General features: G+C 48.0%; 12 protein-coding genes and 1 other annotated feature. All 12 genes read right to left on the reverse strand.

Going from position 1 to position 12,701, the window contains the following annotated elements:
- Nucleotides 1–10: 10 nt before the first annotated feature.
- The gene (locus KNP96_RS15805; protein ID WP_088836000.1) at nucleotides 11–415 is read right to left on the reverse strand and encodes a Mini-ribonuclease 3; all 405 of its coding nucleotides are present in this window, start codon (nucleotides 413–415) and stop codon (nucleotides 11–13) included.
- A complete protein-coding gene (gene cysS / locus KNP96_RS15810) occupies nucleotides 412–1,809 on the reverse strand; it encodes a cysteine--tRNA ligase (RefSeq protein WP_088835999.1) in 1,398 nt (465 codons plus the stop codon). The genes KNP96_RS15805 and cysS overlap by 4 nt, the downstream gene beginning before the upstream one ends.
- A complete protein-coding gene (cysE, locus tag KNP96_RS15815; RefSeq protein ID WP_088835998.1) occupies nucleotides 1,763–2,446 on the reverse strand; it encodes a serine O-acetyltransferase in 684 nt (227 codons plus the stop codon). The genes cysS and cysE overlap by 47 nt, the downstream gene beginning before the upstream one ends.
- 45 nt (nucleotides 2,447–2,491) lie before the next feature.
- Nucleotides 2,492–2,709: a binding site (T-box leader), on the reverse strand.
- Complete coding sequence (gene gltX / locus KNP96_RS15820; protein ID WP_214767893.1) at nucleotides 2,709–4,154, reverse strand: glutamate--tRNA ligase; 1,446 nt, start codon at nucleotides 4,152–4,154, stop codon at nucleotides 2,709–2,711. It overlaps the preceding feature by 1 nt.
- A 44-nt stretch (nucleotides 4,155–4,198) precedes the next feature.
- A complete protein-coding gene (gene ispF / locus KNP96_RS15825; RefSeq protein WP_029332239.1) occupies nucleotides 4,199–4,681 on the reverse strand; it encodes a 2-C-methyl-D-erythritol 2,4-cyclodiphosphate synthase in 483 nt (160 codons plus the stop codon).
- 2 nt (nucleotides 4,682–4,683) lie between these two features.
- The gene (gene ispD, locus KNP96_RS15830; protein ID WP_088835996.1) at nucleotides 4,684–5,367 is read right to left on the reverse strand and encodes a 2-C-methyl-D-erythritol 4-phosphate cytidylyltransferase; all 684 of its coding nucleotides are present in this window, start codon (nucleotides 5,365–5,367) and stop codon (nucleotides 4,684–4,686) included.
- Between the two features lie 51 nt (nucleotides 5,368–5,418).
- Nucleotides 5,419–6,510 carry a PIN/TRAM domain-containing protein gene (locus tag KNP96_RS15835; protein WP_088835995.1) on the reverse strand — a complete coding sequence of 364 codons (1,092 nt, stop codon included), beginning with the start codon at nucleotides 6,508–6,510 and terminating at the stop codon, nucleotides 5,419–5,421.
- 130 nt (nucleotides 6,511–6,640) lie between these two features.
- Entirely contained in the window at nucleotides 6,641–8,017 is a 1,377-nt protein-coding gene (gene radA / locus KNP96_RS15840; RefSeq protein ID WP_029332236.1) for a DNA repair protein RadA, read from the reverse strand.
- A 77-nt stretch (nucleotides 8,018–8,094) separates the two neighbouring features.
- Nucleotides 8,095–10,542, reverse strand: a complete 2,448-nt coding sequence (clpC, locus tag KNP96_RS15845) for an ATP-dependent protease ATP-binding subunit ClpC (protein WP_088835994.1) — start codon at nucleotides 10,540–10,542, stop codon at nucleotides 8,095–8,097.
- A complete protein-coding gene (locus KNP96_RS15850) occupies nucleotides 10,542–11,615 on the reverse strand; it encodes a protein arginine kinase (protein WP_214771737.1) in 1,074 nt (357 codons plus the stop codon). Before KNP96_RS15850 ends, clpC begins: the two co-directional genes overlap by 1 nt.
- On the reverse strand, nucleotides 11,608–12,036 hold the full coding sequence (locus KNP96_RS15855) for a hypothetical protein (RefSeq protein ID WP_088835992.1): 429 nt from the start codon (nucleotides 12,034–12,036) through the stop codon (nucleotides 11,608–11,610). Before KNP96_RS15855 ends, KNP96_RS15850 begins: the two co-directional genes overlap by 8 nt.
- Nucleotides 12,037–12,053: 17 nt before the next feature.
- Entirely contained in the window at nucleotides 12,054–12,509 is a 456-nt protein-coding gene (locus KNP96_RS15860) for a CtsR family transcriptional regulator (RefSeq protein WP_088835991.1), read from the reverse strand.
- Nucleotides 12,510–12,701 lie beyond the last annotated feature (192 nt).

Genomic DNA, 12,701 nt, shown 5'->3' on the forward strand with positions numbered 1-12,701 from the left:
ATCGACTGGGTTATTTTCCGTCTGTCGTTTCGGCTTCGAGTAATTCGAACGCTTGCCCGATGAGTTCTTCAAGACGATCCCCTCCTTCTGAAAGATAAATGTAGCCTAACAATGCTTCGAACGCCGTCGCGTAGCGGTACGTATGGACATCCGTACTTTTTGGTACAGAACCGGACTTCGCATTTTTCCCACGCCGGACGACGGCTTGTTCCTCTTCTGTCAGTGTTCCCTGATTGAGCCAATGTGTAACGACGGTCGCCTGTGCTTGCGCCCGGACATACTGGACCGCTGCTTGATGCAACTCGCCTGGTTTGACGAAACCACGGTCAAGTAGTCGCTCTCTTACATGCATCTCATAGACGACGTCTCCCATATAGGCGAGCGCGAGCGCGTTCAATTGTTTATAGTTCTTCATCCGCGCTTCCACCGCATCCCTTGTGCTGTATCTTCAAGCAAGATGCCCTGGTCGCGTAACTGATCGCGGATTTCATCTGCCCGTCCGAAATCACGATTTTTCCGTGCTTCGTTTCGTTCTGTGATCAACTGTTCGACTTCTTCGTCGAGCAGTCCGCGGTCGACCGTCAACGTTACACCTAATACGCCCGACAATTCATTGAAAACGGTCAGGAAGCGCTCAAGAACTTCTTTTGACACTTGTGCTTCTGCAAGATAAAGATTTGCTTCTTTCGATAAATCGAACAAATCCGTTACAGCATTCGCTGTATTGAAGTCATCATCCATCGACGTGATGAAATGTTGCTTGATGTCTTCAATCCGCTTCAACCATTTTTCGTTTGCCGTTCCGAGATCTGCCGTCATCGCGAGACGATGCTCGACGTTTGCGACCGACTCCCGAATTCGCGCGAGACCGTTGACCGCTTGATCAATCAGCTCACGGCTGTAGTTGATCGGATGGCGATACTGAACAGACAGCATGAAGAAGCGTAAGACCATTGGATCGACGACTTGAATCGCTTCATGGACCGTCAAAAAGTTTCCGAGTGATTTCGACATCTTCTCGTTTTCGATGTTGACGAATCCATTGTGCATCCAGTAGTTCGCGAATTTTTGAGAATTGCATGCTTCCGACTGGGCAATTTCATTTTCATGGTGCGGGAATTTCAAGTCTTGTCCACCGGCATGGATATCAATCGTATCGCCAAGGTATTTCTTTGCCATCGCCGAGCACTCGATGTGCCAGCCCGGACGTCCTTCACCCCATGGACTTGTCCAAGACGGTTCGTCCGGCTTAACGGCTTTCCAAAGAACGAAATCGAGTGGATCTTCTTTTTTCTCGCCGACTTCAATCCGCGCGCCCGATTGTAATTCATCAATCGATTGCTGACTCAACTGACCATACGTCTCAAAACTCCGTGTCCGGAAGTAGACATCTCCGCCTGAAGCATAGGCATTCCCTTTTTCAACGAGAACTTTGATGAAGTCGATGATATCATCCATCGTCTCCGTAACGAGCGGATGGACGTCCGCTTGTTGGACGTTCAAAGCGCCCGTATCTGCATGATACGCGGCAATGAAACGTTTCGTTAAGTCATGATAATCTTCACCGAGTTCATTTGCCGTCCGAATGATTTTATCATCGACATCCGTAAAGTTCGAGACGTACTGAACCTCATAACCGCGGTACGTAAAGTAGCGGCGGACTGTATCGAAGACAATTGCCGGGCGGGCATTACCAATGTGGATATAGTTATAGACGGTCGGTCCACAGACGTACATCTTGACCTTACCTTCTTCTAACGGTTTAAATGGTTCCTTTTTTCCGGTCATGCTGTTGTAGAGTTGTATCATTCCGAAGTCCTCCTTTGATTCGTTCAATTTCCCGTTTTAGTTCTTCGATTTCAATTTCAATCCGTTCCTGGCACTCACTAACGGGATCCGGTAGACGGTGATCGAGAGGGGCCTCGACTTTCATTCCGTCCTGGATGACGACACGTCCCGGAATCCCGACGACGGTTGCGTTAGCAGGGACGTCTTTTAGGACGACTGAGCTTGCCCCGATTTTTGATGCATCCCCGACCGAAATATCACCGAGTACACGTGCTCCGGCTGAAACGAGCACGCCATTACCGAGCGTCGGATGACGTTTGCCCGTCTCTTTGCCCGTCCCGCCGAGCGTCACGCCTTGAAAAATCGTCACATCGTCGCCGATGATGGCTGTTTCTCCGATGACGACACCCATCCCATGGTCGATGAAGAAGCGACGACCAATCGTCGCACCCGGATGAATTTCGATCCCTGTCAAGAAGCGGCTGAACTGTGAAATGCTTCGCCCCAGTAACTTTAAGTTCAACTTCCATAACCGATGGGCTACACGGTGCATCCAAATCGCATGTAAGCCGGGGTACGTCAAGATGACTTCAATGCTACTGCGTGCAGACGGGTCTTGGTTGAATACATTGCGAATGTCTTCTCGTATACGTGTCATGTTCAATCTCCTCTCCATAAGAAAAAGCGCCTCCGTGCATCGCTGCACAGAGACGCTAATTAGCGCGGTCCCACTCTGTTTGGACGAATCAATCGTCCCTCTCCGTGTCCGTTAACGCCGGAGATACGTCTACGCCTACTCTCACTGATTTCGGGTAGCACTCAGAGGGGCATTTCATGGCAATTTTCTTCAAGCTCTCGCACCACACAAGCTTGTCTCTGGAGAAGAAACATTGACACTACTTTCCTCATCTACGCTTTATTTATACGTCTAGTCGCGCAAGTACGCGGTCTTTTCCTAATAGTTGAATCGTATTCGGAAGTTCTGGACCATGTGTTTGCCCCGTCGTTGCGACGCGGATTGGCATGAACAGATTTTTTCCTTTTTGACCGGTTGCTTTTTGTGTTGCCTTAATTGATGCTTTGATCGCTTCCGGCGTCCACTCTTCAAGTGTCCGCAATTGGTTCGCGAATTCAGCTAAGACGGTCGGAACCGTTTCGCCACTCAAGACAGTGTTTGCTTCTTCATCATACACCACTTCATCTTCAAAAAACATCTCTGAAAGCTCAACGACTTCCGCTCCGTGTGTCATCTGCTCACGGTAAAGTCCGACGAGGTTCTTCGCCCAGTCGAGTTCTTCTGCTGACGGCTCGTTTGAGACGCGTCCTGCTGCTTGAAGGAATGGAAGACTCGCTTCGAATACTTCTTCGAACGATTGATGTTTCATGTACTGCCCATTGATCCAAGCGAGTTTTTGTTGATCGAAAACAGCTGGACTCTTCGACAGGCGGGACGCATCAAAGATTTCGATGAATTCTTCTTTCGTAAAGATTTCTTGTTCTCCGACCGGCGACCAACCAAGCAACGTCACGAAGTTAAGTAACGCTTCCGGGAGATACCCGAGGTCTTTATACTGCTCGATGTACTGAATGATTGATTGATCACGTTTCGACAGTTTTTTATGCTCTTCGTTGACGATGAGCGTCATGTGACCAAATGTTGGATACTCCCAACCGAACGCATCATAAATCATCATCTGTTTCGGCGTGTTCGAGATGTGGTCGTCTCCACGTAAGACATGGCTGATTGCCATCAAGTGATCGTCGACGACAACGGCGAAGTTATACGTCGGAATCCCGTCTTTTTTGACGATGACCCAGTCCCCGAAGTCTTTTGATTCAAACGATACGTCTTCTTTGACGATATCGTTCCACGTATATGTCACGCTTTCCGGTACACGAATCCGAATCGATGGTGTCCGTCCTTCTGCGACGAATGCGTCTTCTTGTTCTTGCGATAAATCTCGGTGTGCACCTGAATAACGCGGTGCTTCACCACGTGCAATTTGTGCTTCACGTTCCGCCTCAAGTTCTTCCGAGGTCATGTAGCAACGGTAGGCGAGTCCTTTTTCAAGTAACTCGTCTGTGTATTTTTGATAAAGATCAAGCCGTTCCATTTGGAAGTAAGGACCGTAATCGCCACCGCGGCCTGGACCTTCATCCCAATCGATTCCGAGCCACTCGAGGTACTTCATCTGACTTTCAACGCCACCATCAATGTTTCGTTTTTGGTCCGTATCCTCAATCCGTAAAATCATTTTCCCGCCCGCATGACGTGCGAACAAGTAGTTGAATAAAGCCGTCCGTGCATTCCCAATATGAAGGTGCCCGGTCGGACTTGGTGCATAACGTACACGTACTTCTGCCATTGCCGATCACTCCTTTAGTCTCAAATTCGCTTAATTAGTATACCTTATTCTTCGATTCGTTTCAGCAGAATCACAGCTTGGCACGCAATTCCTTCTTCGCGCCCTGTAAACCCGAGCCATTCCGTCGTCGTCGCTTTGACATTGATCTGCTCGATGTCCGCTTCAAGCAGTTCCGCAATCCGCGCACGCATCGTATCGATGTACGGGCGTAATTTAGGCGCTTGCGCGATGACGGTCGCGTCTAAGTTACTCAATTCATATCCTTTACGCTTGACGAGTGCATAGACATGTTCGAGCAGTTTAGCAGAGTCCGCATCTTTGAACTCAGGATCGGTGTCCGGAAAATGTTTGCCGATATCCCCTTCTGCAATCGCTCCGAGTGCTGCATCCGCAATCGTATGGAGCAAGACGTCCGCATCCGAGTGACCGAGTAATCCTTTCGTATGTGGGATTTCAATCCCACCTAAAATGAGTTTCCGATCTTCTGCGAATGCATGTACATCAAAACCTTGTCCAATTCGAATCATCGTTATTTCCCTCGTTTCATTAAGATCGCTTCACCAAACCATAAATCATCCGGTGTCGTCACTTTAATATTTTCATACTGACCGGTGACGAGCGTCACCTTTCCTCCGTCCCATTCTATCAAACTTGCATCATCTGTACCTAAATAGTGTTCTGCTGCTTTTTGATGGACGGTTCGGATCGTGTCGAGATCGAAGGCTTGCGGTGTTTGAGCTGCCATCAGTTCGTCACGCGGAACCGTTTCGACGATCGTCTCTCCGATGATCCGTTTGACCGTATCTTTGACCGGGACGGCGAGAATCGCTGCTTTGTGCTCGACTGCCGCCGCGACGACGGCATGAATCGCTGTCTGTTCGATGAATGGCCGGGCGCCGTCATGAATCAACACGATACCGGGTGCTTCGATGACTTCCAGTCCGCGTAAGACACTTTCTTGCCGTTCCCGTCCTCCGGCAACAAGGCGTACAGGCGTTGCGTATCGGTCCGTCACTTGCTCAAACCAGACTTGTTCCGCCGGATTGATGGCAAGAATGATTTCTTCACATAAGGGATCGGCTTCAAACACATCGAGTGTCCACTCAATGATTGAACGGTCCCGTAACAGCAGCATCAGTTTATTACGATCTGCGCCCATTCTTTTTCCGGCACCAGCTGCCGGAATGACGACGCGGTATGTCTGTTCTATCACTGCATTCCCTCTTTTCTCATAAGTAAAGACTGCCACAGTTGTGGCAGTCCCTTATTTTTCTTGTGGCTTCGCAAAAATCATCCGTCCAGCAGACGTCTGAAGGACACTCGTCACGACAACACCAATCGTTTTCGAAATCAAGTGTTTACCACCTTCGACGACGACCATCGTGCCATCTTCGAGGTAGGCAATCCCTTGCTTTTGCTCTTTTCCTTCTTTGATGACAAGCACCATCATCTCTTCACCCGGAATCACAACTTGCTTGACGGCATTTGCTAAATCATTGATGTTCAAGACGGGTACGTTCCGGACTTCACACACTTTATTCAAGTTGTAATCGTTCGTAACGACAATTCCTTTCATCAACTCTGCCAGCTTAATCAGTTTGATGTCGACTTCTGGTACATCCTCGAAGTCACCATCATAAATTTCGACTTCCATCCCAGGGATTGATTGGAGTTCTTTTAAGACGTCAAGCCCCCGGCGTCCACGATTTCGTTTTAATGTATCCGATGAATCGGCAATGTACTGAAGTTCCCCAATCACGAATTGCGGAACGATCAGTTTCCCTTCGACAAATCCGGTCTTCGCGATATCTGTGATCCGTCCATCGATGATAACACTCGTATCGAGTACTTTACTGTTTGATTTTGCGACAACAACGGGTTCCGGTGTCGACTTTTTATCCGAGTTACTACTGTTTGACCGTAAAAAGATTTTCGTCAACTCATGCCGTTTGCGATATCCGACCGTAAAGCCGAGGTATCCGAATAAGGCAGTCGCGAAAATGGTTAAGACATTACTAAGCAGCGGAATCCCGACAAGTTCGATCAACATGCTGACGAGAAATGCCATCACGAGACCTAGCAAGAGACCAAATGTTCCAAAGAATAAATCTGCAGCGGGCGCCTTTACTAGTTTTTCTTCTAAAAATCGGAGAAGTCGAATAACCGCATCCGTAATGAATAATCCAATTAATAAAAATATGAGTGCACCAATCGTTCCGGTTACGTATGTCGTCATCAACCATTCCGGGAAAGTCATCCCTGTCGCCGCTTCAATTAATTGAAATAACTGGGGCAATAACAAGACACCAAGCGCAAGACCGAGTAACGCGAAAAAGATTCGAATGATGATTTTCAATCTTCCCACCTCCTTCTATTATTTTAAGTTCATTGTAACATGTATTTATTTGAATCACCTACGCCTTAAGGTGGGGAAACTGTTTACATATCCATTACAGCCTCCCCATCTTTTCCTACATTTCAGGCGTTTAAAACGGGATGGTTTCGCGTAACGCTTCGTCAACACTTTCGACACCGATGACCGTGATGCCGTCCGGATAGGTCCATCCCCCGAGATTGTTTTTCGGAATGATGGCTCGTGTGAATCCGAGCTTCGCAGCTTCTGCGACGCGTTGCTCAATCCGTGAGACGCGCCGGACTTCTCCCGTCAAACCTACTTCACCAATGACGACATCTGTCGGACGTGTCGGCTTGTCGCGAAAACTCGAGGCAATCGCGACACAGACGGCGAGGTCAATCGCCGGTTCATCGAGCTTGACGCCACCAGCTGCTTTCAAATAGGCATCTTGTGTCTGGAGCAGTAAACCAGATCGTTTCTCAAGCACTGCCATCAGCAAGGCCACTTTATTTTGGTCAATCCCTGTTGCCATACGGCGTGGATTACCGAATGATGTCGGTGAAATCAGGGCTTGTAACTCAACGAGAACAGTCCGTGTCCCCTCCATCGAAGCAACGATTGTCGAACCCGACACACCGGACGTCCGCTCCTCGAGGAAGATTTCCGATGGATTCAAGACTTCTTCTAAACCAGACTCCCGCATTTCAAAGATTCCAATCTCGTTCGTCGAACCAAACCGGTTTTTGACGGCACGGAGGATCCGGAACGTATGGTGACGTTCCCCTTCGAAGTACAGGACGGCATCGACCATGTGTTCGAGTAAACGAGGTCCGGCAATCGAACCTTGTTTCGTGACGTGACCGACGATAAAGATGGCAATGCCGCGACTCTTCGCGATTTTCATCAGCATCGCCGTACATTCACGTACTTGCGTGACGCTACCAGGGGCAGACTGAATTTCATCGATATAGACCGTTTGAATCGAGTCGATGATTAAAAAGCCTGGTTTTTCTTCGTCGACGACCCGCTCAATCATATTCATGTCCGTTTCACTGAGCACGAATAAGTCTTGAGTCGGTAAACCGAGCCGTTCAGCGCGGAGTTTTGTCTGTTTGAGCGATTCCTCACCTGAGATATAGAGGACTTTTTCGCCGCGTTGTGCAAGGCGCGCACTTGTCTGTAACAGAATCGTCGATTTCCCAATCCCCGGGTCACCTCCGACGAGGACCATCGATCCGGGCACAATCCCGCCGCCGAGCACACGGTCAAATTCACTACTCCCCGTGAAGACACGACTTTCTTCTTGTGAGACGATATTTGCGAGACGTTCCGGTTTCAATTGTTTCGTCGTCGTATGGACAAAAGCGGAACCGCGTCGTGCTTTCTTCTCCTCGACGACTTCTTCGACCATCGTATTCCATTCCCCACAGCCGGAGCAGCGTCCCATCCATTTCGGTGACTCCGTCCCACAGCTTTGGCAAACAAATTTCGTCTTCATTTTAGCCACTCTGTTCATCCTTTCTCTATCCAAGAAAAAGCCCAGCTTTCGCTTCGTACTTGCGAAAGCTGGACCCTGTTGATCACTTATTCTGTCGTTGCCGGTTCCACTTGGTGGCGGCGGACGATGAATTCATCGTTTTCTACATCAAGTGCAACACGTTCTCCTTTTTGAATGTCTCCCGCAAGCAATGCTTCCGACAAACGATCCTCAGCTTCTCGTTGAAGTGCACGACGGATTGGGCGAGCTCCGTATTCTGGGTCGTATCCGATGTCGGCAATCTTCGAAAGCGCGGCAGGTGTCAATTCAAAGTGAACCTGTTGTTCCGCAAGGCGTTTTTCGAGAGTCTTCGCCATGAGTTTGACGATCTCTTCGATGTGTTTTTTCTCAAGTGAGTGGAAGACGATCGTTTCGTCAATCCGGTTCAAGAACTCAGGACGGAAGGCTTTCTTCAGTTCGTCCATCACTTTCCCCTTCATGTCTTTGTATTCGCGGTCCGTATCGTCCGACACTGTGAACCCGACGTATTTATTCCGTTTGAGGGCACTTGCACCGACGTTCGACGTCATGACGATGATCGTATTACGGAAATCGACTGTCCGGCCTTTTGAATCCGTAAGACGTCCATCATCGAGCACTTGAAGCAAGATGTTGAAGACTTCAGGGTGAGCTTTTTCAATTTCATCAAGCAAGATGACGGAGTACGGTTTACGGCGTACTTTTTCAGTCAATTGACCGCCTTCTTCATATCCGACATATCCAGGAGGTGAACCGACGAGTCGGCTTGTTGCATGTTTCTCCATGTATTCTGACATGTCGATTCGGATGATGGCATCCTCGTCACCAAACATCGATTCTGCGACGGCACGGGCAAGCTCTGTTTTACCGACACCCGTTGGACCGAGGAAGATGAATGAACCGATTGGACGTTTAGGATCTTTGAGTCCGGCACGTGCGCGACGGATTGCTTTTGAGATTGATTTGACCGCTTCATTTTGACCGATGACCCGACTATGAAGAATTTCTTCGAGACGGAGCAAACGATCGGTTTCTTCTTCAGCGATTTTCGTTACGGGTACGCCCGTCCAGCTCGCGACGACCTGCGCGATATCATCTTTTGTGACTTCAAGCTTCTCATTGCCTTGTTTGTTCTGCCATTCTTCTTTTAAGCGCTCGAGCTCATCGCGAAGTTTTTGCTCAGTGTCGCGTAAGCTTGCTGCTTTTTCGAATTCTTGGCTTTGGACGGCTTCGTCTTTATCTTTTCGGATGCCTTCAAGTTTTGCTTCGACTTCTTTTAAGTTCGGTGGTGCTGTATATGAACGAAGACGAACTTTTGAAGCCGCTTCGTCAATCAAGTCGATTGCTTTATCCGGTAGGAAACGGTCCGAGATGTAACGGTCAGAAAGCGTCACCGCTTCTTGAATCGCTTCATCCGTGATCGTGACACGGTGGTGGGCTTCATAACGGTCACGAAGACCAAACAAGATTTGTGTTGCTTCGTTCGCTGTTGGTTCAGCGACTTGAATTGGTTGGAAACGACGCTCAAGCGCTGCATCTTTTTCGATATATTTGCGGTATTCGTCAAGTGTCGTCGCACCGATACATTGGAGTTCACCGCGCGCGAGTGATGGTTTTAAAATGTTTGACGCATCGATTGCGCCTTCTGCTCCACCTGCACCAATCAATGTGTGCAATTCGTCGATGAAGAGAATGATGTTTCCAGCTTGACGGATTTCATCCATGACCTTTTTCAAACGGTCTTCGAACTCACCACGGTATTTCGTCCCGGCGACGAGCGTCCCCATGTCGAGAACCATGACGCGTTTATTCCGTAACGTTTCCGGCACTTCATTGTTGATGATTTGTTGGGCGAGTCCTTCGACGACAGCTGTTTTACCAACACCTGGCTCCCCAATCAAAACCGGGTTGTTTTTCGTCCGACGACTCAAGACTTCGATGACACGTTGAATTTCTTTTGCGCGTCCGATGACTGGGTCGAGACGTGTCTCACGTGCTTGTTGCGTCAAGTCGCGTGCCAAGCCATCTAGCGTTGGCGTCGCGACGCCTGAGCCTGCTTGTGATGCGTTAGCTGTCGTTTCGCTGTTCCCAAGCAGTTGCAATACTTGCTGACGTGCTTTAGAAAGACTGATTCCAAGGTTGTTTAAGACGCGTGCCGCAACACCTTCACCTTCACGAATCAAGCCGAGTAAGAGGTGCTCCGTGCCGACATACGAATGACCGAGCTTACGTGCTTCATCCATTGAAAGTTCGATGACTTTTTTTGCGCGCGGCGTATAGTGAATCGTCGTCGCACCATCTTGTCCACGACCGATCAATGCTTCGACTTCCATTTGAATTTTATCTGAACTGAGTCCGAGTGCTGTTAAAGCTTTCGCAGCAATCCCGTCTCCTTCACGTACAAGCCCGAGTAAAATATGTTCTGTCCCGATATTATGGTGTCCGAGTCGTACTGCTTCTTCCTGTGCAAGTGCGAGTACGCGTTGGGCACGTTCTGTGAATCGTCCAAACATCATTACGCAAAACCTCCTTGTGTGTGATCCCTGTGTTTCTGTTCGGTTAACATCTGACGAATCACATTCGCTCGCTCGATGTCCCGTTCTCTTGTTGTTAATTGATTCCCGAAATGCTTTTGTAGAAAACCTGTTTGTAAGGATACAAGTAAATGATGAAACACATTCGGTGCGAGATTGACAGCTAATCCTAGCCCATCTGCTAAGCGAACATCGGATAGACGTTCCGTTGCTTCTCGTGCCGTAATTAAACGGGCGGATGTTAAAATGCCATACGACCGGTATAACCGGTCTTCTAGTTCTTCTTGATACATCTCCATTAATCCTTTTCTTGCGGCCTGTTCTGCCTCAATTAATGCTTCAACAGCAAAAAGATAATCCGTAATCAGCATATCTTCACTCGCTCCAAGAGTCCGTTGATTCGACAGTTGAAACATCCGCCCAGAGGCGTCGCTGCCTTCACCATACCGGCCACGAATCGCAAAACCAAGCTGTCTCAAGTGCTTGACGTATCCTTGAATTTGATTCGTCAAGACAAGTCCAGGTAGATGCAGCATGACAGAAGCGCGAAGTCCCGTCCCGACATTGCTCGGACAGGTTGTCAAATAACCGAGTGTATCATCAAAGGCAATCTTAAAACGTTCACTAATCAATTGATCGACTTGTTTCGCGATCCGAAAAGCTTCTTCGAGTTGTAGACCCGGAAACAATGTTTGAATCCGGAAATGATCTTCTTCATTCACCATGACGCTAATCTGTTCATCTTCACTAATGAACAATCCCGTCCGTGGATGGGATGCAAGTGCGGGACTGATTAAATGTTTTTCCACTAAAGCAGTCCGTGTCAGCGCATCCGCCTGGTCGACCCGTCCAAATCGGAATCCTTTTAGTCCACTCAACTGGCGTTCCGTTTCATCAATCAGTTCATTCGCCTCTTTTTCCGACAGCATCGTCGAGAACGGATATTGCATCGCATTTCGAGCTAAACGAATCCGTGTCGAGACGACGATGTCATCATAAGGGGCTTGTTGATTCATTTTTTCACTTAAAGGATGCGTCAATAATTCTTTAAACATGGCGCAAATCCTCCTCGACGCTAACAATCTGTTGTTTAATCAGTTCAGCTTCTTCGTAATCTTCTGACAAGACCTTCCGATTGAGTTGTTCTTTTAACCGGCTTAACTGTTGCTTCAAACGCTTTTCGACTGATTCTTCATCAGGGCGTGATCCATAATGTTTGGAGTGGCCATGCTGGAATTGACGGACCATTCCATCGACTTCATCCTTAAATACGGTGTAACACGTCGCACAACCAACTTTTCTCAAATGCAACAACTGTTGTCGTGTCATACCACAAGAAGGACACGTTGTACCTTGATACTCGCGCGCAAGCTCTCGGACACATACAGAACATAAAACACGCTCTGCTCCTTCCGTTTCTTGTGGAAGTTTGACACGTACGATTGCCTCGCGCTCTAAACAACGTTGACATCGCATATGGCATTCCTCCAATGCTACAATCGCTTGATGGTTTGGAGAAGTGATTGCATCAGATGCGCTCGCATCCGGTGTTGATCTTCTACATCCATCGGTAGACTTTCTTTTCGTAACAACGCTTGGATGATAATCGCTTCACGTCGCGTTAATAATTGTTCATTCATTAATCGAATCAAATAATCTTCAGCAGCCTGTTCGGTTAATTGATCACCGACCCAGGCACTCATCTCGTCTAAGAGATCGTGACTATCTAGCAAAACGATTTTCTGAATCCGGATATACCCTCCACCACCACGCTTACTTTCGACAAAATAGCCTTTTTCGACTGTAAAACGTGTGTTGATGACATAATTGATTTGGGAAGGAACACAATCAAAACGCTGGGCAATTTCTTGACGTTTGATTTCAACTTTTGTTTCATCATTTAAGATTTGTTTTAAATAGGCTTCGATGATATCTGTGATGTTTTGCATGGGCACCACCTCTCTGACCATCTTTGACTATTGTTTGATTTAATAGTAATCATCTTAAAAGTGAATTGCAAATAATTTAACTCTAAATGAACATACACAAAAAGACCGACCTGCAAGATGCAGATCGGTCTTTTTCAATTGCCTGGCAACGTCCTATCCTCACAGGGGGAAGCCCCCAACTACTTTCGGCGT

Origin of the sequence: Exiguobacterium sp. s133, from assembly GCF_018618595.1 — a bacterium.
Classification (GTDB): Bacteria; Bacillota; Bacilli; order Exiguobacteriales; family Exiguobacteriaceae; genus Exiguobacterium_A; species Exiguobacterium_A oxidotolerans.